The organism is Pseudomonas sp. 8 R 14 (assembly GCF_900005955.1).
GTDB lineage: Bacteria > Pseudomonadota > Gammaproteobacteria > Pseudomonadales > Pseudomonadaceae > Aquipseudomonas > Aquipseudomonas marginalis.
Genome location: NZ_CVTH01000089.1, coordinates 160,852 through 185,228, shown reverse-complemented (window position 1 = coordinate 185,228; position 24,377 = coordinate 160,852). Strand labels below are relative to the sequence as shown.

General features: G+C 61.6%; 21 protein-coding genes and 2 pseudogenes. 9 read left to right on the top strand and 14 right to left on the bottom strand.

Going from position 1 to position 24,377, the window contains the following annotated elements; all coding sequences use genetic code 11:
* Positions 1-95: 95 nt before the first annotated feature.
* The 7 genes from BFQ01_RS28590 to gloB form a co-directional block, all read right to left on the bottom strand.
* Entirely contained in the window at positions 96-1,709 is a 1,614-nt protein-coding gene (locus BFQ01_RS28590) for an ABC transporter ATP-binding protein (protein ID WP_065927921.1), read from the bottom strand.
* Position 1,710: 1 nt separating this feature from the next.
* Positions 1,711-2,730, bottom strand: coding sequence for an ABC transporter permease (locus tag BFQ01_RS28585; protein ID WP_065927920.1), 1,020 nt, complete (start codon positions 2,728-2,730; stop codon positions 1,711-1,713).
* 1 nt (position 2,731) lies between these two features.
* On the bottom strand, positions 2,732-3,808 hold the full coding sequence (locus BFQ01_RS28580; protein WP_027606500.1) for a microcin C ABC transporter permease YejB: 1,077 nt from the start codon (positions 3,806-3,808) through the stop codon (positions 2,732-2,734).
* The gene (locus BFQ01_RS28575) at positions 3,809-5,653 is read right to left on the bottom strand and encodes an extracellular solute-binding protein (RefSeq protein ID WP_065927919.1); all 1,845 of its coding nucleotides are present in this window, start codon (positions 5,651-5,653) and stop codon (positions 3,809-3,811) included.
* Positions 5,650-7,479 (bottom strand): extracellular solute-binding protein, encoded by a 1,830-nt coding sequence (locus tag BFQ01_RS28570; protein ID WP_065927918.1) that lies wholly within the window; start codon positions 7,477-7,479, stop codon positions 5,650-5,652. The genes BFQ01_RS28575 and BFQ01_RS28570 overlap by 4 nt, the downstream gene beginning before the upstream one ends.
* 144 nt (positions 7,480-7,623) lie before the next feature.
* Positions 7,624-9,039: a lytic transglycosylase domain-containing protein gene (locus BFQ01_RS28565; RefSeq protein WP_065927917.1), complete on the bottom strand. Its 1,416-nt coding sequence runs from the start codon at positions 9,037-9,039 to the stop codon at positions 7,624-7,626.
* A 98-nt stretch (positions 9,040-9,137) separates the two neighbouring features.
* A complete protein-coding gene (gene gloB / locus BFQ01_RS28560) occupies positions 9,138-9,905 on the bottom strand; it encodes a hydroxyacylglutathione hydrolase (RefSeq protein ID WP_065927916.1) in 768 nt (255 codons plus the stop codon).
* Between the two features lie 65 nt (positions 9,906-9,970).
* Between gloB and BFQ01_RS28555 the strand changes: the two genes are divergently transcribed.
* The 5 genes from BFQ01_RS28555 to BFQ01_RS28535 all read left to right on the top strand — a co-directional run bounded on the left by BFQ01_RS28555 (position 9,971) and on the right by BFQ01_RS28535 (position 15,096).
* A complete protein-coding gene (locus tag BFQ01_RS28555) occupies positions 9,971-10,729 on the top strand; it encodes a class I SAM-dependent methyltransferase (protein ID WP_053134936.1) in 759 nt (252 codons plus the stop codon).
* Positions 10,730-10,773: 44 nt separating this feature from the next.
* Positions 10,774-11,226, top strand: a complete 453-nt coding sequence (gene rnhA, locus BFQ01_RS28550) for a ribonuclease HI (RefSeq protein ID WP_003173571.1) — start codon at positions 10,774-10,776, stop codon at positions 11,224-11,226.
* A gap of 82 nt (positions 11,227-11,308) precedes the next feature.
* Entirely contained in the window at positions 11,309-12,049 is a 741-nt protein-coding gene (gene dnaQ, locus BFQ01_RS28545) for a DNA polymerase III subunit epsilon (RefSeq protein WP_176718769.1), read from the top strand.
* A 201-nt stretch (positions 12,050-12,250) separates the two neighbouring features.
* The gene (locus BFQ01_RS28540) at positions 12,251-14,506 is read left to right on the top strand and encodes an Orn/Lys/Arg family decarboxylase (RefSeq protein WP_065927914.1); all 2,256 of its coding nucleotides are present in this window, start codon (positions 12,251-12,253) and stop codon (positions 14,504-14,506) included.
* A gap of 20 nt (positions 14,507-14,526) precedes the next feature.
* Positions 14,527-15,096 carry a GNAT family N-acetyltransferase gene (locus BFQ01_RS28535; protein WP_027606492.1) on the top strand — a complete coding sequence of 190 codons (570 nt, stop codon included), beginning with the start codon at positions 14,527-14,529 and terminating at the stop codon, positions 15,094-15,096.
* Here the strand turns inward: BFQ01_RS28535 and BFQ01_RS28530 are convergent.
* Complete coding sequence (locus BFQ01_RS28530; protein WP_065927913.1) at positions 15,093-15,986, bottom strand: LysR substrate-binding domain-containing protein; 894 nt, start codon at positions 15,984-15,986, stop codon at positions 15,093-15,095. The genes BFQ01_RS28535 and BFQ01_RS28530 overlap by 4 nt on opposite strands.
* A 181-nt stretch (positions 15,987-16,167) precedes the next feature.
* Between BFQ01_RS28530 and BFQ01_RS28525 the strand changes: the two genes are divergently transcribed.
* The gene (locus tag BFQ01_RS28525; RefSeq protein WP_065927912.1) at positions 16,168-16,512 is read left to right on the top strand and encodes a hypothetical protein; all 345 of its coding nucleotides are present in this window, start codon (positions 16,168-16,170) and stop codon (positions 16,510-16,512) included.
* A 63-nt stretch (positions 16,513-16,575) separates the two neighbouring features.
* Here the strand turns inward: BFQ01_RS28525 and BFQ01_RS28520 are convergent, their stop codons facing one another.
* Positions 16,576-16,812, bottom strand: a complete 237-nt coding sequence (locus tag BFQ01_RS28520) for a hypothetical protein (protein ID WP_065927911.1) — start codon at positions 16,810-16,812, stop codon at positions 16,576-16,578.
* Between the two features lie 226 nt (positions 16,813-17,038).
* On the opposite strand from BFQ01_RS28520, the gene BFQ01_RS28515 reads away from it, so the two are divergent.
* Complete coding sequence (locus tag BFQ01_RS28515; RefSeq protein ID WP_027606488.1) at positions 17,039-17,596, top strand: NADPH-dependent FMN reductase; 558 nt, start codon at positions 17,039-17,041, stop codon at positions 17,594-17,596.
* A gap of 249 nt (positions 17,597-17,845) precedes the next feature.
* On the opposite strand, the gene poxB is transcribed toward BFQ01_RS28515, so the two are convergent.
* Together poxB and BFQ01_RS31975 are read right to left on the bottom strand one after the other, a co-directional pair.
* The gene (poxB, locus tag BFQ01_RS28510) at positions 17,846-19,570 is read right to left on the bottom strand and encodes a ubiquinone-dependent pyruvate dehydrogenase (RefSeq protein WP_065927910.1); all 1,725 of its coding nucleotides are present in this window, start codon (positions 19,568-19,570) and stop codon (positions 17,846-17,848) included.
* A 77-nt stretch (positions 19,571-19,647) separates the two neighbouring features.
* Positions 19,648-19,926: pseudogene (locus BFQ01_RS31975) on the bottom strand (2,4-dienoyl-CoA reductase); the annotation flags it as partial.
* On the opposite strand from BFQ01_RS31975, the pseudogene BFQ01_RS31970 reads away from it, so the two are divergent.
* Positions 19,919-20,050: pseudogene (locus tag BFQ01_RS31970) on the top strand (MerR family transcriptional regulator); the annotation flags it as partial. The pseudogenes BFQ01_RS31975 and BFQ01_RS31970 sit on opposite strands and share 8 nt — an antisense overlap.
* Before the next feature lie 441 nt (positions 20,051-20,491).
* Here BFQ01_RS31970 and BFQ01_RS28505 read toward each other — a convergent pair.
* Together BFQ01_RS28505 and BFQ01_RS28500 are read right to left on the bottom strand one after the other, a co-directional pair.
* The gene (locus BFQ01_RS28505; RefSeq protein ID WP_003235539.1) at positions 20,492-20,986 is read right to left on the bottom strand and encodes a DUF934 domain-containing protein; all 495 of its coding nucleotides are present in this window, start codon (positions 20,984-20,986) and stop codon (positions 20,492-20,494) included.
* Entirely contained in the window at positions 20,970-22,628 is a 1,659-nt protein-coding gene (locus BFQ01_RS28500; RefSeq protein ID WP_032875965.1) for a nitrite/sulfite reductase, read from the bottom strand. Before BFQ01_RS28500 ends, BFQ01_RS28505 begins: the two co-directional genes overlap by 17 nt.
* Positions 22,629-23,050: 422 nt before the next feature.
* Here BFQ01_RS28500 and BFQ01_RS28495 point away from each other — a divergent pair, with 422 nt between their 5' ends.
* Positions 23,051-24,118, top strand: a complete 1,068-nt coding sequence (locus tag BFQ01_RS28495; protein WP_065927909.1) for an ABC transporter substrate-binding protein — start codon at positions 23,051-23,053, stop codon at positions 24,116-24,118.
* On the opposite strand, the gene BFQ01_RS28490 is transcribed toward BFQ01_RS28495, so the two are convergent.
* Complete coding sequence (locus tag BFQ01_RS28490) at positions 24,115-24,333, bottom strand: DUF2970 domain-containing protein (protein ID WP_027606482.1); 219 nt, start codon at positions 24,331-24,333, stop codon at positions 24,115-24,117. The two genes, BFQ01_RS28495 and BFQ01_RS28490, sit on opposite strands and share 4 nt — an antisense overlap.
* Positions 24,334-24,377: the final 44 nt, after the last annotated feature.

The following is a 24,377-nucleotide window of genomic DNA, read 5'->3' as shown; positions in this document are numbered from 1 at the left end:
AGCCTGCGCCATCCGGAGTTGCTGTAGGTCGAGTAGGCAGCCACGGTGATCCGATGGCGAGGCACGCCAACGCAGGAGGTGGGCGTGCTCATCGCTCAGAAGCGCTCCGGGCAGGGCACCAGAAAGGCCGCTTCCAGCAGTTGACGCGTATACCCATGCTGCGGATCAGCGAAAATCGCTCGCGCATCGCCTTGCTCCACCACCTGCCCCTGCTTGACCACCATCAGTTGGTGACTCAGCGCCTTCACCACCGCCAGGTCATGGCTGATAAACAGGTAGGTCAGGTTGTACTTGGCCTGCAGGCTGCGCAGCAATTCCACCACTTGCCGTTGCACGGTGCGATCCAGCGCCGAGGTCGGTTCGTCCAGCAGGATCAGGCGCGGCTTGAGCACCAGTGCGCGGGCGATGGCGATGCGTTGGCGTTGGCCGCCGGAGAACTCATGGGGGTAGCGATGACGGGATTCAGGGTCCAGGCCCACCTCCTTGAGCGCCGCGATAATCGCCGCTTCCTGCTCGGCAGCTGTGCCCATCCTGTGGATGCGCAGGCCTTCGCCGACGATCTCGCTGACGCACATGCGTGGGCTCAGGCTGCCGAACGGGTCCTGGAACACCACCTGCATTTCCCGGCGCAACGGGCGCACCTGTTGCTGGGTCAGCGTGTCCAGCTGCTGGCCTTCGAAACGAATCCCGCCCTTGCTGGCAATCAAGCGCAGGATCGCCAGGCCCAGGGTGGATTTGCCCGAGCCGCTTTCGCCGACGATGCCCAGGGTCTGGCCCTGGGGCAGGCTGAAGTTGATCCCGTCTACCGCCTTGACGTAATCGACGGTGTTGCGCAAGAAGCCCTTCTTGATCGGGAACCAGACTTTCAGGTCATCGACTTCCAGCAACGGCAGGCCGACTTCGTTGCTGGCCGGGCCACCGCTGGGTTCCGCCGCCAGCAATTCCTGGGTGTAAGGGTGTCGGGGCGACTGGAACAGCGTCTCGCACTCGGCCTGCTCGACGATGCAGCCTTGCTGCATCACGCAGACGCGGTGAGCAATACGCCGCACCAGGTTCAAGTCGTGGCTGATCAACAGCAAGGCCATGCCCAGGCGTGCCTGCAATTCCTTGAGCAACTCCAGGATCTTCAACTGCACGGTGACGTCGAGGGCCGTGGTCGGCTCATCCGCGATCAACAACTCCGGCTCATTGGCCAGGGCCATGGCGATCATCACCCGCTGGCGCTGGCCGCCGGACAATTCGTGGGGCAGGGCCTTGAGCCGTTTGTGCGGCTCGGGGATACCCACCAGTTCCAGCAGCTCCAGGGTGCGCCGGGTCGCGACCTTGCCGGTCAGGCCCTTGTGCAGGCCGAGCACTTCGTTGATCTGCTTCTCGATGCAGTGCAGCGGATTCAACGACGTCATCGGCTCCTGGAAGATCATCGCGATGCGGTTGCCGCGAATATGCCGCAGGGTCTTTTCCTTCAGGGTCAGCAGGTCCTGGCCGGAATAGGTGATGGTGCCGGACGGATGCCGGGCCAGCGGGTAGGGCAGCAGGCGCAGGATCGAGTGGGCGGTCACCGATTTGCCTGAGCCGCTTTCGCCGACCAGGGCCAGGGTTTCGCCGCGCTTGATATCGAAGCTGACGTTGTTCACCACACGGTGGTGATGCTCGCCCGTGACGAACTCGACGGAGAGGTCGCGGATTTCGATCAGATTGTCCTGATTCATCTCATTTCCTCGGGTCGAAGGCATCGCGAGCGGACTCGCCGATAAACACCAGCAAACTCAACATGATCGCCAGCACGGCAAACGCGCTCATGCCCAGCCACGGTGCCTGCAGGTTGGATTTGCCCTGGGCCACCAGTTCGCCCAGGGACGGCGAACCGGCCGGCAGGCCAAAGCCGAGGAAGTCCAGGGCGGTCAGGGTGCCGATGGCGCCAGTGAGGATAAATGGCATGAAGGTCATGGTCGAGACCATGGCATTGGGCAGGATATGGCGGAACATGATCGCGCCGTTCTGCATCCCCAGTGCCCGCGCCGCGCGCACGTATTCGAGGTTACGCCCGCGCAGGAACTCGGCGCGCACCACGTCCACCAGGCTCATCCAGGAAAACAGCAGCATGATCCCCAGCAGCCACCAGAAGTTCGGCTGCACGAAGCTGGCGAGGATGATCAGCAGGTACAGCACCGGCAAGCCCGACCAGATTTCCAGGAAACGCTGCCCGGCCAGGTCGACCCAGCCGCCATAGAAACCCTGCAAGGCGCCGGCGATCACGCCGATGATCGAACTGAGCACCGTCAACGTCAGGGCAAACAGCACCGACACACGGAAGCCGTAGATCACCCGCGCGAGCACATCGCGGCCCTGGTCATCGGTACCCAGCAGGTTGACGCGCGAAGGCGGCGCGGGGGCCGGTACCTTCAGGTCGTAGTTGATGCTCTGGTAGCTGAACGGGATCGGCGCCCACAGGGTCCAGGCGTCCTTGGCCTTGAGCAGTTCCTGGATATACGGGCTCTTGTAGTTGGCTTCCAGGGGGAATTCGCCGCCGAAGGTGGTTTCCGGGTAGCGCTTGAGCGCCGGGAAATACCAGCCGCCGTCGTAGTGCACCGCCAGTGGCTTGTCGTTGGCGATCAGCTCCGCGCCCAGGCTCAGCCCGAACAGGATCAGGAACAGCCACAGCGACCACCAGCCACGCTTGTTGGCCTTGAACCGCTCGAACCGGCGGCGATTGAGGGGGGATAGATTCATCTCAATGCTCCCGGCTGGCGAAGTCGATACGTGGATCGACCAGGGTGTAGGTGAGGTCGCCGATCAGTTTCACCACCAGCCCCAACAGGGTGAAGATAAACAGCGTGCCGAACACCACCGGGTAGTCGCGGTTGATCGCCGCTTCAAAGCTCATCAGGCCCAGGCCGTCGAGGGAGAAGATCACTTCCACCAGCAACGAGCCGGTGAAGAAAATCCCGATGAACGCCGACGGGAAGCCGGCGATCACCAGCAGCATCGCGTTACGGAACACATGGCCGTAGAGCACGCGGTGGTTGGTCAGGCCCTTGGCCTTGGCGGTGATCACGTATTGCTTGTTGATCTCATCGAGAAAGCTGTTCTTGGTCAGCAGGGTCATGGTCGCGAAGTTGCCGATCACCAGCGCGGTGATGGGCAGCGCCAAGTGCCAGAAGTAGTCGAGTACCTTGCCGCCCCAGCTCAACTCATCGAAGTTGTTGGACGTGAGCCCGCGCAAGGGGAACCAGTCGAAATAACTGCCGCCGGCAAACACCACGATCAGCAGGATCGCAAACAGGAACGCCGGGATCGCATAGCCGACGATGATTGCCGAGCTGGTCCACACATCGAAGTGGCTGCCATGTCGCGTGGCCTTGGCGATCCCCAGGGGGATCGACACCAGGTACATGATCAGCGTGCTCCATAACCCCAGGGAGATGGATACCGGCATCTTTTCCTTGATCAGGTCGATGACCTTGGCGTCACGGAAGAAGCTGTCGCCGAAATCCAGTCGGGCGTAGTTCTTGACCATGATCCACAAGCGTTCCGGCGCCGACTTGTCGAAGCCGTACATTTTTTCGATTTCCTTGATCAGCGCCGGGTCCAGGCCCTGGGCGCCACGGTAGCTGCTGGAGCCGGCCACCGAGACTTCGGCACCGCCGCCGGCAATGCGACTGGTGGCACCTTCAAAGCCTTCGAGCTTGGCGATCATCTGTTCCACCGGGCCACCGGGGGCGGCCTGGATGATGATGAAGTTGATCAGCAGGATCCCGAACAGCGTCGGGATGATCAGCAACAGGCGGCGAACAATATAGGCCAGCATTTAATCGCCTCCGCTCGCCGCATCGGCGTTGGTGTCGGTAGTCGTTTCCAGGGTGACGGCAGGTTTTACGTTGGGTTTTGCCCACCAGGTGGCGGTGCCCACGTCATAGCGTGGCGGGGTTTTCGGATGGCCTAGGTGGTCCCAGTACGCCACACGGAAGGTCTTGATGTGCCAATTGGGGATCACGTAGTAACCGAACTGCAGCACTCGGTCCAGGGCCTTGGCATGGGCGATCAGGCTTTTGCGCGAGTCGGCGTCGATCAGTTCTTCCACCAACTGGTCGACCGCCGGATCCTTGAGGCCCATGTAATTGCGGCTGCCGGGTTTGTCGGCACTGGAAGACTTCCAGAATTCCCGCTGTTCGTTACCCGGCGAAGTGGATTGCGGGAAGCTGCCCACCACCATGTCGAAGTCCCGCGAGCGGATACGGTTGACGAACTGCGAGACATCCACCCGGCGGATCACCAGGTCGATGCCCAGGTCCGCCAGGTTGCGCTTGAAGGGCAGCAGGATGCGCTCGAACTCGGTCTGGGCCAGCAGGAACTCGATGGTCACCGGTTTGCCCGTGGTGTCGACCATCTTGTCGTCGACGATGCGCCAGCCGGCTTCCTGCAGCAATTGGTAGGCCTCGCGTTGCTGGGTACGGATCATGCCGCTGCCGTCGGTTTTGGCCGGCTCGAAGGCCTGGGTGAAGACTTCGGCGGGGATCTTGTCGCGCAGGGGTTCGAGGATCTTCAGCTCATCCGGGCCGGGCAGGCCGGTGGCGGCCATTTCGGAGTTTTCGAAGTAGCTGCGGGTGCGGGTGTAGGCGCCGTTGAACAGCTGTTTGTTGCTCCACTCGAAGTCCAGCAACAGGCTGATGGCCTTGCGCACGCGCACATCCTGGAACATCGGCTTGCGCGTATTGAACACAAAACCTTGCATGCCGGTAGGATTGCCGTTGGGGATTTCTTCCTTGATCAGCCGGCCCTCGGTCACGGCCGGAATGTTGTAGGCGTTGGCCCAGTTCTTGGCGCTGAACTCCAGCCAGTAGTCGAACTGCCCGGCCTTCAACGCCTCCAGGGACACGGTGCTGTCGCGGTAGTAGTCGGTGATGCGGTTGTCGAAGTTGTAGAAACCCTTGGTGATCGGCAGGTCCTTGGCCCAGTAGTCCTTGACCCGCTCGTAGCGGATCATGCGCCCGGCCTTGACCTCGGCCACCTTGTACGGCCCGCTGCCCAGGGGCACCTCCAGGTTGCCCTTGGCGAAGTCCCGCGTGGCCCACCAATGCTTGGGCAGTACCGGCAGTTGCCCGAGGATCAGCGGCAGTTCGCGGTTGTTGGTGCGCTTGAACTTGAACAGCACCCGCAGCGGGTCTTCGGCGACCACTTCATCCACATCGGCGTAGTAGGTGCGGTAGATCGGCGAGCCTTCCTTGATCAATTCCTGGAAGGTGAACACCACGTCTTCGGCACGGATCGGGTGGCCGTCGTGGAAGCGCGCTTCGGGCCGCAGGTAGAAACGCACCCAGCTGTTGTCCGGGGCTTTTTCGATCTTGCCGGCGACCAGGCCGTATTCGGTGATGGGTTCGTCCAGGCTCTGCATGGCCAGGGTGTCGTAGATCAGGCTGACGTTGTCGGCCGGCACGCCCTTGCTGATAAACGGGTTGAGGCTGTCGAAGCCGCCCATGCTCGACTCGCGGAAGGTGCCGCCCTTGGGCGCGTCCGGGTTGACGTAGTCGAAGTGCTTGAAGTCGGCGGGGTATTTCGGCGGCTCGTTGTACAGCGTCAGTGCGTGTTGCGGGGCGGCGTGGGCCGTGGTGCACAGCAACAGGCTGCCGAGCAGTACGTTGCGCAAATACATCATTGGGCTTTCTCCGAAGCTTTCAGCCACCATGCGCTCAGGCCCAGGCTGTAGGGCGGCGTGGTGACAAAGGCGAACCGGTTGCGGTACGCCAGGCGATGATAGTTGAGGTACCAGTTGGGAATGCTGTAGTGCTGCCACAGCAGCACCCGGTCCAGGGCGCGGCCGGCGGCCAGTTGTTCTTCGCGGGTCTGCGCCGCCAGCAGTTGTTCCAGCAGGTGATCGACAACGGGGTTGGCGATGCCCGCATAGTTCTTGCTGCCCTTGATCGCCGCCTGGCTGGAGTGGAAGTACTGCCACTGCTCAAGGCCGGGGCTCAAGGTCTGGTTGAGGGTGATCAGGATCATGTCGAAATCGAATTGATCCAGGCGTTGCTTGTACTGGGCGCGGTCGACGGTGCGCAGGCGTGCGTCGATGCCGATGCTGATCAGGTTCTCGACATAGGGCTGCAGGATGCGCTCCAGGTTCGGGTTGACCAGCAGGATCTCGAAGCGCAGCGGTTGCCCGTCCTTGTTGAGCAGGCGTTGGCCCGACAGCTTCCACCCGGCTTCGCCCAGCAGCGCCAGGGCGCGGCGCAGGGTTTCGCGGGGGATGCCGCGCCCATCGGTCTGGGGCAGGCTGAAGGCTTGGGTAAACAGGTTGGGCGGCAGCTGGTCGCGGTAGGGGGAGAGCATCAGCCATTCATGGCCGGTTGGAACCCCGGCAGCGGCGAATTCGCTGTTGGGGTAATAGCTGAGCGTGCGTTTGTAGGCGCTGCTGAACAGGGTGCGGTTGGTCCACTCGAAGTCGAACATCAGCCCCAGGGCCTCACGCACCTTGGTCTGGCTGAAGGTCGGGCGCCGGGTGTTCATGAACAGGCCCTGGCTTTGGGTCGGGATCTGGTGGGCGATCTGCGCCTTGATCACTTCGCCACGGTTCACCGCCGGGAAGTTGTAGCCATTGGCCCAGTTCTTGGCCTGGTGCTCGATATAAATGTCGAACTCGCCGGCCTTGAACGCTTCGAAGGCCACGTCGCTGTCGCGGTAGAACTCCACCTCGACCTTGTCGTAGTTATAGAAGCCCTGGTTGACCGGCAAGTCCTTGCCCCAGTAATCCTTGACCCGTTCGAACACCAACTGGCGTCCAGGGGTGACCTTGCTGATGCGGTACGGCCCGCTGCCCAGGGGCGGTTCGAAGGTGGTCGCCTTGAAGTCGCGGTTTTTCCAATAGTGCTGGGGCAATACCGGCAACTCACCCAGGCGCAGGATCAACAACGGGTTGCCGGCGCGCTTGAACACAAAGCGGATGCGGTGACGGTTGAGGATGTCCACCCGTGCCACTTCCTGCAGGTTGGTGCGGTATTGGGGGTGGCCTTCGGTCAGCAGGGTGCGATAGGAAAACGCCACATCATAGGCCGTGATCGGCTTGCCATCGTGGAAGCGCGCCTGCGGACGCAGGTTGAACACGACCCAGCTGCGGTCCTCGCTGTATTCCACCGACTGGGCAATCAGCCCGTAGCTGGAGGTGGGCTCGTCGCCGGACGGCGCGTACTGGCCGGTGCCGACCATCAACGGCTCATTCAGCTCATTGACGCCGTATTGCAGGAAGTTGGGGGTGGAAACCGGGCTTGAACCCTTGAACGTGTAGGGATTGAGGGTATCGAAGGTGCCAAATGCCATGACCCGCAAGGTCCCGCCTTTCGGCGCTGCAGGGTTTACCCAATCGAAGTGGGTGAATTTGGCCGGGTACTTGAGCGTGCCGAACTGCGTGTAACCGTGGCTCTCGGTTATTGTCGCGTTCGCACCAAAGCTCAAGGCCAGACTTATTAGTAGAAGGAGGGGACGCTTCAAGTCAGGGATCCGATCCAGGCGGCTTGGGCTTTATGATCGGTACAGTAACAGCTTGTTCCGGATGGAAAAAGCCAGTCGGGATGATGTAGAACCAATGTGGGAGCAAGCTCCCTCCCACATTGGTTCTCCGGGGTTCTTGAAACCTTAGCGCGGCCCGGAAACCACCAGCATCTGCCCAGGCTTCAGCGCCTGGCCAGTACGCGGGTTCCAACGCTTGAGATGTTGCATCTCGACGTTGAAGCGCTTGGCGACGATGTACAGCGAGTCGCCTTTCTTGACCTTGTACTGCACCGGCTTCTTGCTGTCGGCCTTGGCCACCAGCTTGCGGGTGTCCTGCATCACCAGGGTCTGGCCGACCTTGAGGGCCTGGCCGTTGAGTTTGTTCCAGCGCTGCAGGTCATGCACATCGACCTTGTTCGCCTTGGCGATCAGCGTGAGGTTGTCGCCACTGCGCACCTTGTAGCTGCGGGTGCGGCCGGCCACCCGAGCAGTCTCGACTTCGTCGAACACCTGCTTTTTCGGGCGCATCGCCAGCAATTCTTCCGGCTTCATCGTCGAAAGGGTGCTGGTGAGCAATTGTGCCTTGGAGCTCGGCACCAGCAGGTGCTGCGGGCCATCCAGGGTGGTGCGTTGCTTGAGCGCCGGGTTGAGCTGGAACAGTTCGTCTTCGTCGATCTCGGCCAGCGCGGCAACCCGCGACAGGTCCATGCTTTGCTTGACCTCGACCACTTCGAAGTACGGCGTGTTGGCAATCGGGTTCAGGTTGACGCCATAGGCCTCGGGGGCCAGCACCACCTGGGACAGCGCCAGGAACTTGGGCACATAGTCCTTGGTTTCCTGGGGCAGGGGCAGGTTCCAGTAGTCGGTGGGCAGGCCGAGCTTCTCGTTGCGCTCGATGGCCCGGCTCACCGTGCCTTCGCCGGCGTTATAGGCGGCCAGGGCCAGCAGCCAGTCGCCGTTGAACATGTCGTGCAGACGGGTCAGGTAGTCCAGAGCGGCGGTGGTGGAGGCGGTGATGTCGCGGCGGCCGTCGTAGGCGCGGGTCTGGCGCAGGTTGAAGTAGCGCCCGGTGGAGGGGATGAACTGCCACAGGCCGACGGCATCGCTGCGCGAATACGCCATCGGGTTGTAGGCACTTTCGATCACCGGCAGCAGCGCCAGCTCCAGGGGCATGTTGCGTTCTTCAAGGCGTTCGACGATGTAATGAATGTAGAGGCTGCCGCGTTCACCGGCGTTCTCCAGGAAGGACGGGTTGCTGGCGAACCACAGGCGCTGTTGCTCGATACGCGGGTTGACGCCCACGTTGTCCTGCAATTGAAAGCCGCGGCGCATGCGTTCCCACACGTCCTGGGGTACTTCTGGAGCAGGCTTCTCTGAAAGCCAGATGACGGGTTTCTGCTTGATCTTGGCGGTAAGGTTGGGCTTGGGTTGCACGGTGGATTGTGCGGCGAAATTTGTCGATTGGCAGCCCGCCAGCGTGGCGGACACAGCCACCGCCACAGCTTGAGCCAGGCGGGTCAATGCGTCTGAATGGTTGGATTTACGAATAGATGACGACATTGGCTGGAAGTAAGTTCCGGGCAAAAATGTCGGGCGATTCTAGAAAGCACTTTGGTTCCGGTCAACCATTCAGAAATTACGTATCAGATTGCGTCCCTTTAGAACTTATCTTTCCACGCCCTCAAGCTAGCAAATACCTCGGCCCCAGAGCGGTTGTCGCGGCCATTCCGTTCGTCCGCTTTTTGTTTAACGGATGTTTCAGAGGTGCGCAGGAAGGGGTTGGTACGCTTTTCCAGGGCCAGGTTGGACGGCAGCGTCATCTCGCCCCGGGCCCGCAGCTGACGGACGTTTTCCACCCGTTCGGAGATGTCGGCATTCTGCGGTTCCACCGCCTGGGCAAACTTGAGGTTACTTTGTGTGTATTCGTGGGTGCAGTACACCAGGGTGTCGGCGGGCAGGGCGGCCAGGCGCTCGAGGGAGGTGTGCATCTGTTCCGGCGTGCCTTCGAACAGGCGGCCACAACCGGCGGCGAACAGGGTGTCGCCACAGAACAGCACGCCCTGGTGGTAGAAGGCGATATGGCCCAGGGTGTGGCCGGGCACGGCATAGACGTCGAAGTCCCAGCCCAGCACGCTGATGCGGTCGTTATCCCGCAGGGCGATGTCCCGCGCCGGGATCGTCTCGTTGGCCGGACCATACACCTTGGCGTCGCTCACACCCTTGAGTTGCTCGACACCGCCGACATGATCGTGGTGATGGTGGGTAATCAGGATGTCGCTGAGGGTCCACGTCGGGTTTTGCTCGAGCCAGGCCAGTACCGGCGCGGCATCGCCGGGATCGACCACGGCACACCGTTGGGTCTGCGGGTCCTGCAGCAACCAGATGTAGTTATCGGTGAAGGCGGGCAGGGCACTGATCTGTATCATTCTTCGATTCGCCAAGCTGAACACATTGGTGCATCTTAGAACGTCTAGGCGAGTTGGAGAATGCAATGACTGATAAAGCGTTCGCCCAGGCCGATCCTGAGTGGCTGGCCCTGATCGGCGCAGCCCGTGAATGGCTGTCCGGGCCCATCGGGCAATTTCTGCTGGATGAAGAACGGCGCATGCTCGAAGACGAGTTGGGTCGTTTCTTTGGCGGCTACCTGGTGCATTACGGTCCGTCGGCCCAGACCCCGCCCGCCGCGCCCCAGGTGCAACGCAACGTGCGCCTGGGCGCGCCGTTGCCGGGGGTGGAGATTGTCTGCGAAGAACAGGCCTGGCCATTGAGCGAGCACGCCGCCGATGTGGTGGTGTTGCAGCATGGCCTGGATTTCTGCCTGTCGCCCCACGGTCTGCTGCGTGAAGCGGCGAGCAGCGTGCGCCCTGGTGGCCATTTGCTGATTATCGGCATCAACCCTTGGAGCAGCTGGGGCCTGCGCCATGTGTTCGCCCATGATGGCCTGCGCCAGGCGCGCTGCATCTCGCCATCACGGGTCGGGGACTGGCTGAACCTGCTGGGCTTCGCGCTGGAGAAACGCCGCTTCGGGTGCTATCGTCCGCCGCTTGCCTCGGCCAAGTGGCAAGGCCGCCTGGCCGGTTGGGAACGCCGCGCGGGCGCCTGGCAACTGTCGGGTGGCGGCTTCTATTTATTGGTGGCGCGCAAGATCGTGGTCGGGTTGCGGCCGGTGCGCCAGGTGCTGCGCCAGCCCATGGGCAAACTGGTGCCGATGCCGATGGCCAAGGTCAACCGCAAGCAAAGCGAACCGTAGAACTTTTTTGATTTCAGACCTGCCCGTCTTGATGGATGTAACCGATGACCGATAGCGTAGAACTCTTCACCGATGGGGCCTGCAAGGGCAACCCCGGCCCCGGCGGCTGGGGCGCCTTGCTGGTGTGCAAGGGCGTAGAGAAGGAGTTGTGGGGCGGCGAAGCCAACACCACCAACAACCGCATGGAACTGATGGGCGCCATTCGCGGCCTGGAAGAACTCAAGCGCCGCTGCAACGTGCTGCTGGTCACCGACTCGCAATACGTGATGAAAGGCATCAACGAGTGGATGGTCAATTGGAAGAAGCGCGGCTGGAAGACCGCGGCCAAGGAGCCGGTCAAGAATGCCGACCTGTGGCAATTGCTCGATGAGCAATGCAACCGCCATGACATCACCTGGAAATGGGTGCGCGGGCACATCGGCCATCCGGGTAACGAGCGCGCCGACCAGCTTGCCAATAGAGGTGTGGACGAAGTGCGGGGCTACAAGCAGAGCTGATGCTGGTTGACGTGTTAACATCGCGCTCCTTGACTCACACCACACTGCACACCACACCGTTGAGAGCTGAACCCTGATGGCCATCCGATCTGTTGTACTCGATACCGAAACCACCGGCATGCCGGTGACCGACGGCCACCGGATCATTGAAATCGGCTGTGTCGAACTCATGGGTCGGCGCCTCACCGGTCGTCACTTCCACGTCTACCTGCAACCGGACCGCGACAGTGACGAAGGCGCCATCGGCGTCCACGGCATCACCGACGAGTTCCTCAAGGGCAAGCCGCGTTTCGCCGAAGTGGCCGATGAGTTCTTCGAATTCATCAACGGCGCCCAGTTGATCATCCATAACGCGGCGTTCGACGTCGGCTTCATCAATAACGAGTTTGCCCTGATGGGGCAGACGGATCGTGCGGATATTTCCAAGCACTGCTCGATCCTCGACACCTTGATGATGGCCCGTGAGCGTCACCCGGGCCAGCGCAACAGCCTCGATGCCTTGTGCAAACGTTATGGCGTCGACAACTCCGGCCGTGAACTCCACGGCGCCTTGCTCGACTCCGAGATTCTCGCCGACGTTTACCTGACCATGACCGGCGGGCAGACCAGCCTGTCCCTGGCCGGCAATGCCTCCGACGGCACTGGCTCGGCGGAAGGCTCGGGCAACCGCCCTTCGGAAATCCGCCGCCTGCCGGCCGATCGCAAGCCCACCACCATCATTCGCGCCAGCGAGCAGGATCTGGCCGAGCATGCGGCGCGGTTGGAGGCTATTGCGAAGTCGGCGGGTGCGCCGGCGTTGTGGACCCAGCTAACACAACAATAGCCCTGCGTAGGTATGATCAAAATGTGGGAGGGGGCTTGCCCCGATAGCGGTGTATCAGCCAATCAAATATGAGCTGGCATACCGTCATCGGGAGCAAGCCCCCTCCCAGGGTTGACCTCCATTGCTTTCAGAATCTTCATTCGCGTCATCGTCCCCGAGCTTCTACCCTTGAGTGCATAGCCCTCAGGACTACACGCCCTCATGTACAAAGACCTGAAGTTCCCCGTGCTTATCGTGCACCGCGACATCAAGGCCGACACCGTTGCCGGCGACCGGGTTCGGGGCATCGCCCGGGAGTTGGAACAAGAGGGCTTCAGTATCTTTTCCGCCGTGGACTACGCCGAAGGCCGGCTGGTGGCGTCGACCCATCACGGCCTGGCGTGCATGCTGATCGCCGCCGAAGGCGCCGGTGAGAATACCCACCTGCTGCAAAACATGGTCGAGCTGATCCGCCTGGCCCGCCTGCGGGCGCCGAACCTGCCGATTTTTGCCCTGGGCGAGCAGGTCACCCTGGAAAACGCCCCGGCCGATGCCATGAGCGAACTCAACCAGCTGCGCGGCATTCTCTACCTGTTCGAAGACACCGTACCGTTTCTCGCCCGCCAGGTGGCCCGTGCTGCCCGCACATATTTGGATGGCCTGCTGCCGCCATTCTTCAAGGCGCTGGTGCAACACACCGCCGACTCCAACTATTCCTGGCACACCCCCGGCCATGGCGGTGGCGTGGCCTATCGCAAAAGTCCGGTGGGGCAGGCGTTTCATCAGTTCTTCGGGGAAAACACCCTGCGCTCGGACTTGTCGGTCTCGGTGCCCGAACTGGGCTCGCTGCTGGATCACACCGGGCCCCTGGCCGAAGCCGAAGCCCGCGCCGCGCGCAACTTCGGCGCCGACCATACCTTTTTCGTGATCAACGGCACGTCCACCGCCAACAAGATCGTCTGGCACTCCATGGTCGGGCGCGATGACCTGGTGCTGGTGGACCGCAACTGCCACAAGTCGGTGTTGCATTCGATCATCATGACCGGTGCCATCCCGCTGTACCTGTGCCCGGAGCGCAACGAATTGGGCATCATCGGTCCGATTCCCCTGAGCGAGTTCAGCCCGGAATCGATCCGCGCCAAGATCGACGCCAGCCCCTTGACCCGCGGCCGGCCCCCCAAGGTGAAGCTGGCCGTGGTCACCAACTCCACCTACGACGGCCTGTGCTACAACGCCGAGCTGATCAAGCAGCAATTGGGCAACAGTGTCGAGGTGCTGCACTTCGATGAAGCCTGGTACGCCTATGCGGCGTTCCACGAGTTCTTTGCCGGGCGCTACGGCATGGGCACCTCGCGTACCCCGGACAGCCCGCTGGTGTTCACCACCCACTCCACCCACAAGCTGCTGGCGGCGTTCAGCCAGGCCTCGATGATCCATGTGCAGGACGGCGGCGCGCGTCAACTGGACCGCGACCGTTTCAATGAAGCCTTCATGATGCACATCTCCACGTCGCCGCAGTACAGCATCATTGCTTCGCTGGACGTCGCCTCGGCGATGATGGAAGGCCCGGCCGGGCGCTCGCTGCTGCAGGAAATGTTCGACGAGGCCCTGAGTTTTCGCCGCGCCCTGGCCAACCTGCGCCAGCATATCGCCGCCGAAGATTGGTGGTTCTCCATCTGGCAGCCGCCGTCGGTGGCGGGCATCGACCGCGTTGCCACGGAGGATTGGCTGTTGCAGCCGCAGGATGACTGGCACGGCTTTGGTGACGTGGCCGAAGACTACGTGCTGCTGGACCCGATCAAAGTGACCCTGGTGATGCCCGGCCTCACGGCCGGCGGTGCCTTGAGCGAGCATGGGATTCCCGCCGCAGTGGTCAGCAAATTCCTCTGGGAGCGTGGGCTGGTGGTGGAAAAGACCGGGCTGTATTCGTTCCTCGTGTTGTTTTCCATGGGCATCACCAAGGGCAAATGGAGTACCTTGCTCACCGAGTTGCTGGAGTTCAAGCGCAGTTACGACGCGAATGTCAGCCTCGTCAGTTGTTTGCCATCGGTGTTTGCCCAGGGCCCGGCGCGCTATCAGGGCCTGGGTTTGCGCGACCTGTGCGATCAATTGCACGGCTGTTACCGCAGCAACGCCACCGCCAGGCACCTCAAGCGCATGTACACGGTGTTGCCGGAAATCGCGATGAAACCCGCCGACGCCTATGACCAATTGGTAAGGGGCGAAGTGGAGGCCGTGTCCATTGATGCCTTGCCAGGACGCATTGCAGCCGTGATGCTGGTGCCTTATCCGCCGGGCATTCCGTTGATCATGCCGGGCGAGCGCTTTACCGAGTCGACCCGCTCGATCATCGACTACCTGGCGTTTGCCCGGACGTTCGATAGCAGTTTCCCCGGTTTTGTTGCCGATGTTCACGGGTTACAACACGAAGATGACGGCAGTGGTCGTTGTTACACCGTCGATTGCATCAAGGGTTAAGGATGTTTATGCAAGCTGTAATGAACCCGAAGTATCCAGGGCTCAGTGTGCGGGTCGCCGACGAGGGCTTCGACGCCTACGTGTGGGGCAATGATTTCAGCTTTGAGGTCAGTGCCTATGGCGTGCCGGAGATGGGCAGGCGGGTCGATCAATGGCCCGTGGAGCGCATCGTGCCGTACCGCAAGTGCTATGGCATCGACCCGGAAGAATTCGCCAGTTTTCGCGATGCGCCGGACAGTGCGATCTTCATGGCCTACCTGGATGATCGTGCGGTCGGGCATATCGTGGTCAGCACCAATTGGAACGGCTTTGCCCACGTTGACGAGCTGGCGGTGGCCTTGCCTGCCCGTCGGCACGGGGTGGCCAAGGCGCTGCTGGATGTGGCGCAGTTCTGGAGCCGCAAGAAAAACCTGCCGGGCATGATGCTGGAAACCCAGAACAACAACTTGGGTGCCTGCCGTCTGTATGAGCGTTGCGGCTACGTGATGGGCGGGATCGATCACCTGCGCTATCGCGGCATCGACCCGCAAACCCGTGAAGTGGCGATTTTCTGGTATCGATTGTTCAAGACCGACGCCGAGCGGCGTTAACTTTCCAGCAGGCCCTGGGCCTTTTGCGTGACGATCTCCAGCAACGCATTCAGCGCAGGCGAGGTCACGCCATCCTTGAGTGTCAGCGCATATAGGCTGACCAGGATCGGCGGCGATACCGGGCATGTATCCAAACCCGCCTCACGCGCGCCAAACGCGGTGAATGGGTCGACTATCGCCAGGCCTTCGCCGGCTTCCACCATGCTGCGCATCATCTGGTAGGTCTGCACCCGTGTCTGCACCACCGGCAGCGGGCGCAGGGCTTGCAGCTTGGCGTCCAGCAGGCGGCTGAGCGGGTCGTGTCCTTCGAGCCCGATCATCGCTTGCCCGGCCAGGTCCTGCAGCGCAATGTACTTCTGCTTGGGCTTGAGCCAGCCGTGGGGCGCCAGCAATTGCAATTTGCCTTGGGCCAGCACCGTGCTGTGGATTTGCGGATGTTCCGGGTCATGCAGGCTCAGGCCCACCTCGGCCTCGTGCAGCAGCAGGCTGCGCACGATTTCCCGGGTTGGCTGGCTCGACAGGTTGCACGGCGTGTCCTGGAAGCGTCGGCGCAGCAGCGCGATGCTCTGGGGCAGCAGTTGATTGGCCAGGGGCGGCGTGCACAAGGCGCGCAGGGTGGGGGCGTGATGGTGTTTCAAGCGGCTGGCCAGGCGTTGCACCGGTTCCAGGGCTTCGTACACATGGGCTATTTCTGCCTGCAACTCCAGGGTTTCCCGTGTCGCCTGCAAACGCCCGCGCACACTGGCAAACAGCATGAAGCCCAATTGCCGCTCGGCCTCCTTGAGTGCCGCGTCTACATCGCCCACGGGAAGTTGCAACCATTCGGCGGCGGTGCCGAGGTGTCCGGTCTGCAGGATGGCCTGAATCACTTCGATATGACGTAAACGCATGGCCGGAGTCTATGTGCAGCGCTGTGGGGATTCAATGGTGCATGCCGTCGTGCGCAAAAAAGACGGTGTGGGTCGCGTATGTCGCTGGCGTTCAGCCAGGACCTCACTAGAATGGCGAGTCTGATCATCAACGACCAATGCCGATTACCGGCACATACAACAAAAACAGGTCTGGTCTCCTATGCCTCTGCCCTCGACAGTTCTCGGGGTAACGGTCAAGCAACTGCTGGTCCTGGTGACCGTAGGGTGCGTGGCTGCTTATCTCTTCAGCAATCACGATGAATCAGCTCCGGAAAACCTCACGCTTGAGGCATTTATCCGTGCCCAGGAGCCAGTCGCCGCGCAGGTCGGCACGGTGCTGGGCATGACGCAGGTCAAGCAGGTGGTGGCGTATCCGGGGTACAACTCGCCGGGCTACAGGCGGGTGATGTACGCGGTGGAAGGCGAGCGGGGCCGGTTGATGGTGACGCTCAAGCAAGTGGACGGTGAGTCGGGGCTTGAAGTGACGGAAATTCGCAGCCCGTGACCGCCCGGCCCAGTCGATGCCGTCAATGGCCGGGACTGAGCAGGTACGCCTGGGCGATCAAGCTTATGAGGCGAGGACGGTCTGCGATTCGCGGACGATAATGGTCCCCGACTGAATCAGCTTGAACTCATCGCCTTCGAGTTTTTCTACCCGGTCGCCAATGGCCAGCTTGTAGGTGGTGGTGGGTGCCGAGCCAGCCAGGTCGCCTTGCGCCGGGTTGGATTCCTGGAACTCATGCACCGAATACACGCGTCCTTCTGCGTCTCTGGCATGAAACTGTCCGACTAGTACTGCTGCCATCTGTTTAGAACCTCTGGAGATAAACACTCAATTCGCGGTGCTGTAGACCGTCATAAAGAGGGGGAGTTTACCTATTGAAAAAAAATACTATTCGCTGACATTTTCAGACGGTTCCTACGCATCAAATCGCGGGCCAAACGTCTGGAGGATTATCAAAACCTTCTGGTGAACGCACTGCGAAGCCTTTATAACTACAAGCTCCCTTAGTCAGACGTCGAGAAACCCAATGAGCAAGGTCTACACGATTGCCGTCCTGGTTGGCAGCCTGAGAAAAGACTCGATCAACCGCAAGGTCGCCCTGGCACTGGCCGAAATGGCCCCCGCCAACCTGAAGTTGAACATTGTGGAAATTGGCGATTTGCCGCTCTACAACGAGGACATCGACGGGGCATCGCCGCCCGCAGCCTACAGTACTTTCCGTCAGCAGGTACGTTCATCCGACGCGGTGTTGTTTGTGACACCGGAGTACAACCGCTCCGTACCCGCGCCGTTGAAGAATGCGATTGACGTCGGCTCCCGTCCTTATGGCCAAAGCGCCTGGAGCGGCAAGCCGGGGGCGATCATCAGCGTATCCCCGGGCGCCGTTGGCGGTTTTGGCGCCAACCACCATCTGCGCCAGTCCCTGGTGTTCCTCGATGTGCCATGCATGCAGCAGCCGGAAGCCTACCTGGGCGGAGCGGGCAGCGTGTTCGATGACGCCGGCAAGGTGTCGGAAAAGACCAGGCCGTTCCTGCAGGCATTTATTGATGCCTACGGCAAATGGGTAGAAAAACAGACAGCTTGAATCTGCGCCATTGTCCACTGTGGGAGGGGCAAGCCCTGACGCCAGTCAGTTAAGGATGAACACTGTAACTGTGGTGAGCGGGCTTGCCCCGCGCTGGGCTGCGCAGCAGCCCCAATAAGAGCGCTGCAGTGTGCCAGGCAGGTCCGGGGCTGTGTTTTGGGGCTGCTGCGCAGCCCAGCGCGGGGCAAGCCCGCTCACTACAGGTTTAACTGACTGGAGTTAGGGCTTGCCCCCTCCCTCAGTGTTGGATCAGCGCAACCAGTTAGTCCGCGCCAACTCGATCACTTCATCTCCACGCCCACTCATCACCGCCTTGAGCATGTACAGGCTGAAGCCCTTGGCCTGTTCCAGCTTGATGCTCGGCGGCATCACCAGTTCCTGGGTGGCCGTCACCACATCCACCAGCACCGGGCCATCATGGGCCAGGGCGCGGCGCAGGGCCGGTTCCAGGTCTTCGGATTGCTCCACGCGAATGCCGAGGATGCCCATGGCGTTGGACATGGCGGCGAAGTCCGGGTTTTTCAGCTCGGTGCCGGCATCCAGGTAGCCCGCGGCCTTCATTTCCATGGCGACAAAGCCCAGGGACGAGTTATCGAACACGATGACTTTGACGGGCAGGTTCAACTGCGCCAGTGAAATGAAATCCCCCATCAGCATGGCAAACCCGCCGTCGCCGGACATCGAGATCACCTGGCGCCCAGGAAAGGCTGCCTGCGCACCGATCGCCTGGGGCATGGCATTGGCCATGGAGCCGTGGTTGAACGAGCCGATCAGGCGACGCTTGCCGTTCATCTTCAGGTAGCGCGCCGCCCACACCGTCGGCGAGCCCACGTCGGCTGTGAAGATTGCATCGTCGTCCGCCAGTTCGCTGAGCAAACGCGCCACGTACTGCGGGTGGATCGGCCGGTTGGCCTTTGACGGTTGCGCCAGGTCGTCCAGGCCTTGGCGGGCTTTTTCGTAGTGCTTCAGCGAGGTCTCGAGGAAGCTGCGGTCGGTGTTGCGGGTCAGGCGCGGCAGCAGCGCGTCGAGGGTCTCGCTCACATCGGCAGCGATGCCCAGGTCCAGCGTGGCGCGACGGCCCAGGGCCTGCGGGTTGCGGTCGACCTGGATGATTTTGGCATCGGCGGGGTAGAACTGGCGGTACGGAAAGTCAGTGCCGAGCATGATCAGCGTGTCGCAGTCGAGCATGGCGTGGTAGCCGGAGCTGAAGCCGATCAGGCCGGTCATGCCCACATCGAATGGGTTGTCCCATTCCACATGCTCCTTGCCGCGCAGGGCGTGCACCACCGGTGCCCCCAGCGTGTCGGCCAGGGCCACCACTTGATCGTGGGCACCGGCGCAGCCACTGCCGCACAGCAGGGTGACTTTCTCGCTGCTTTCAAGGATCTCGGTCAGGCGCTGCAGGTCCTGTTCCGCCGGCAGGGTGCGCGGTGCGTGCAGGGCCGGCCAGGGCTTGAGCTTGTCTTCGACTTCCAGCAACGATACGTCCCCCGGAATCACCACCACCGCCACGCCGCGGTTGAGGACCGCCGAACGCATGGCACGGTGCAGCACGTGCGGCATCTGTTCGGGGTTGGTGACCAGCTCGATAAAGTGGCTGCACTCCTTGAACAGTTCCTGGGGATGGGTCTCCTGGAAGTAGTTCAGGCCGATCTCGGAGGAGGGGATTTGTGCGGCAATCGCCAGCACCGGCACATGGTTGCGATGGCAATCGAACAGGCCATTGATCAAGTGCAGGTTGCCCGGCCCGCAGCTGCCGGCGCACACCGTCAGTTCACCCGTGGCCGCCGCTTCGGCACCGGCGGCGAAGGCGGCGACTTCTTCGTGGCGCACGTGCATCCACTCGATGCTGTCCATGGTGCGCAGGGCGTCGGTGAGGCCGTTGAGGCTGTCGCCGGTCAGGCCCCAGATGCGCTTGATCCCCGCCTGTTCAAGGGTGGTCGCCAATTGCTGGGCCAGGTTGATTTTCGCCATGAAGAACTCCAATCGTCAGTGAGGTTAAAAACTGCTGATCAATAGGGGACAGTTCGATCACGGCGAATGCTCCGCCTTTAATGTGAAGATTGCGTCATGGTTGCGCGGTATTGCCGGGTGCGCCGGGCGATAAACCACTGGTCGCGCACCAGCGCCAGCCACGGTGCTACCTTGGCATCGGGCAAGCGGCCGCGGCTCAGGCGGCGCATCTGGTCACGCACCACGGCCAGGGTCGCGAGAGCGGCCAAGGGTTTGCGCTGCCAACTGATCGGTTTGAGTTGCGGGTTGAGGTCGCGCCCCTCGTGCCAGTGTTTGATCAGTTGCGGTTCCAGGGTGAGGGCGGTGGCAATGCAGGCGCAGTTGGCTCATAGCAAGGCGCAGTTGCTGGGCGTGATCGAGGCGGTCCGGGCGCAGCCGGAAGGCGTGCCGTGCTCCATGGGGCAGAAGCAGGTGCTGGCATCGATTAAGATCGGTGCCTGAAAAAGCTTCGATGAGCATAGGTATCTACACAACGTAGCAGCCAACGCTAACCACGATGCGAAGCGAGCCGCCCTTGATCTTGCTTTAGATCTTGATCTTGATCTCAGGCGCCCCGTTAAACCACGCTGGCCGGAATTCGATAGTGATTTGGGGGGTAAACCGGCAGGGATGCCGGTTTAGCCGCCCCGCGCCATGGATGGCGCGTGGCGGCGGCCCCCCAAATCGCTGTCGGATTACGGGCACACCGAGCCTGGGCGAGGTGCCGAGTGGTGGGGCGAAGCGTTTTTGGTTACTTTTGGCGCTCTTCCAAAAGTGACCCGCTGTAAGAGCGGAACCCTAAGTAGCCGTTACCGCAGTAACGGATATGTACTCATTCCAACCCAAGCACATGGTCGGCCCAGAGGCCGCCATCGGGAGCAAGCCCCCTCCCACATGTGATGCTCAGCGACGACGGAACAGCGGCAGCGGTTCATCCGTTGCTGCCTGGTACGTCACCGAGAAGTCCTTGAGGCTTTCCAGCGCCTCGTACGGGTCTTTGTCGGCGCGCAAGGCGAAGGCATCGAACCCGCAACGGCGCAGGTAGAACAGCTGGTCGCGCAGCACGTCGCCAATGGCCCGCAGCTCGCCTTTGTAACCGTAGCGGTCACGCAGCAGGCGTGCGTTGGAATAGTTGCGACCGTCGGTGAAGGCCGGGAAGTTCAGGGCGATGACCTGGAAGTGTTCCACGTCAGCGCCGATCTCTTCGGCTTCTTCATCGGCGTCCAGCCACACACCCAGGCCGCCGTCGCGAGCCTTGAGGGCGTGGCCATGTTCGCGCCACAGCGCCAGCGGCACGATCAGGTCGTCGCAGTTGGAAATGCCGTCGAAGCTCGCGTCCTTGGGCAAAAGGTGCCAGGTTTCGTCGAGGACTTCGTTGTTCTTAATGATTCGCTGCATAGACGCGCTCCTTGAACAGGTCAATGCCGATGCGCTGGTAGGTGTCGATGAAACGCTCATCTTCGGTGCGCTGTTCGATGTACACGTCGATCAACTTGCCGATCACCTCGGGCATGGCTTCCTGGGCGAAGGACGGGCCGAGGATCTTGCCCAGGCTCGCATCGCGGCTGGCGCTGCCACCCAGGGACACTTGGTAGAATTCTTCGCCTTTCTTGTCCACGCCCAGGATGCCGATATGGCCGACGTGGTGGTGACCACAGGCGTTCATGCAACCGGAGATGTTCAGGTCCAGCTCGCCGATGTCGAACAGGTAGTCCAGGTCGTCGAAACGGCGCTGGATCGATTCGGCAATCGGGATCGACTTGGCGTTGGCCAGGGAGCAGAAATCGCCGCCCGGGCAGCAGATGATGTCGGTCAACAGGCCGATGTTCGGCGTGGCGAAACCGCCTTCGCGCAGTTCGCCCCACAGGGTGAACAGTTGGCTCTGCTCAACGTCCGCGAGGATGATGTTCTGCTCGTGGGAGGTGCGCAGTTGGCCAAAGCTGTAGCGCTCGGCCAGGTCGGCGACGGCGTCCAGCTGCTTGTCGGTGATGTCGCCCGGTGCCACACCGGTCGGTTTCAGCGACAGGGTCACCGCCACATAGCCCGGCTTTTTGTGCGCCAGGGTGTTGCGGGTGCGCCAGCGGGCAAAGCCCGGGTGCTGCTGGTCGAGCGCTGCGAGCTCGGCGTCCTGATTGCTCAGCGCCTTGTACTCGGGATCGACGAAGTGCTTGGCCACACGGTGCACTTCGGCTTCGGTCAGGGTGGTCTGGCCGCCGCGCAGGTGCTCCATCTCGGCATCGACTTTCTGGGCGAACACCTCAGGGGTCAATGCCTTGACGAGGATCTTGATCCGCGCCTTGTATTTGTTGTCGCGACGGCCGTAGCGGTTGTAGACCCGCAGGATGGCGTCGAGGTAGCTCAACAGGTCCTGCCACGGCAGGAACTCGTTGATGAACGCACCGACCACCGGGGTACGGCCCAGGCCGCCACCCACCAGGACACGGAAACCCAACTCGCCCGCCGCGTTGTACACCGGCTCCAGGCCGATATCGTGTACTTCGATGGCGGCACGGTCCGAGGTCGAGCCATTGATGGCGATCTTGAACTTGCGTGGCAGGTAGGCGAATTCGGGGTGGAAGGTGGTCCACTGGCGGACGATTTCACACCACGGGCGTGGGTCGATCAGCTCGTCGGCGGCAACCCCGGCGAATTGGTCGGTGGTCACGTTGCGCAGGCAGTTACCACTGGTCTGAATGGCGTGCATCTGCACGGTGGCCAGTTCAGCCAGGATGTCCGGCACATCTTCCAGGGCCGGCCAGTTGAACTGTACGTTCTGGCGGGTACTGATGTGGGCATAGCCTTTGTCGAAGTCGCGGGCAATCCTGGCCATCATGCGGGTCTGGCGCGAAGTCAGTTGGCCATAAGGCACGGCCACCCGCAGCATCGGCGCAAAGCGCTGGACATAAAGGCCATTTTGCAGGCGCAGAGGGCGGAACTCTTCTTCGCTCAGTTCACCTGCTAGGTAGCGTCGGGTCTGATCACGGAACTGCTTGACGCGGTCCTCGATGATGCGCTGATCGTATTCGTCGTATACGTACATATAGGTCCTGTTCTCGGCAAATCTGCGCGCACGGCCGCGCACTCCCAACGGAGCCGGCGCACGATACCAGTTTGCGTTTATGCGCAAAAGTGATGTTTGAGTATATGCACATAACCAAAATGACTAATGAGAAAGGTTATCGCGATACCCACATTTGTCATGCGGGCAATCGTGAACTTTACTGTGATCGTGTTTGAGTGCAATCACCTATAAAACCGACAAGAGGCGATGCAATGAGCAATCCGACCAAAGCCCGTAAACCTGACAGTACCGTTGATGCCTGGGCCATTCTGTTCCTGATCATTCTGGTGGTGGGAACGGCCGTTTTCTGGGTCAGCCACCAATAAAGGACGTTGATTGAGCCTCGATTGGTTCAGGCATTGCCACTATCATGGCGGCCTATTTTCGAGGCTCAAGCATCCATGTTGAAGGTGTTGATTACGTGTGTCTGGTTGCTGGGATCGACGTATGGGGTGATGGCTCATGCAACGTCGGTGGTGTTTCTCAACCCGGGCATGTCGACGGAAACCTTCTGGGTCAGCTACGCGCAATTCATGCAGGCCGCCGCCAAGGACCTCGGCCTGGACTTGCGCGTGCGTTATGGCGAGCGTGATGCCGGCAACACGCTGGCGCAGGCGCGTGAGGTGCTGCAAGGCAGCCAGCGGCCCGATTACCTGGTGCTGGTGAATGAGCAGTACGTTGCACCGCAGATCCTGCGCATGGCCGAGGGCAGTGGCGTCAAGCTGCTGCTGGTGAACAGCGCGCTGACATCCGATCAGGCGCAATTGCTGGGAACCCGCCGTGGCATCCGTTTGATCGGCAGCCTGGTGGCTGACGATGAACAGGCTGGCTACCTGATGCTCCGTGATCTGTTGCGCCAGCACGGTCCGGTTGCGCCGGGCGAGCCCCTCGACCTGTTGGCGTTTTCCGGGACCAAGTCCACCCCGGGGGCGCAATTGCGTGAGCGCGGCATGCGTCGGGCGCTGGCCGAGCATCCCGAGGTGCGCCTGCGTCAGTTGGTCTACGGCGAATGGAACCGCGAACGCGCCTTCGAACAAGCGACGCAACTGTTCAAGCGCTACCCGCAGACGGCGCTGGTGTGGTCGGCCAACGATCAGATGGCGCTGGGCGCCATGCAGGCGCTGCAGGGCAGTGGGCGGTTACCGGGCAGGGACGTGCTGTTCAGCGCGGTCAACAGCTCGCCGGAGATCCTGCAGGCACGCCTGGATGGACGCTTGTCGTCCCTGGTCGCCGGGCATTTCACCGTGGGCGGCTGGGCCATGGTGTTGGTCCATGACGATGCCAAGGGCCTGGACATTGGCGCCTATGGCGGACGCGACCGGCAGTTGGCGCTATTCCAATTGATCGATGCCGGCCAGGCGCGGCGCTTGTTGGGGCCGACACCGTCGGTGAATTTCCGCGCGTTGTCCGCCCAGGACAAGCCCGTGTCCTATCGTTACCCGTTCAGCCTGCACCTGCTGCTGCGCTAGACGCCGGCGAGGTGCAGCACCAGTTTGACGATGCCGAACAGCGTCAAGGCGAATACTGCTGTGAACAGAATGCCCAGGATCACGAAGTGGCTGGGCTTGCCGTGGGTGAAGTCGCGGGCGCGATTCTTGCCGCTCTGCACGCCAAACGCAGCGGCCATGACGCTGTGGAGCATCTGCCAGAAGGTCGGCGGCTTGTTGTTGACTGGATCGTCCATACGTCCCTCGACACAAGGTGTGTGAGGGACAGCATAGACAATCC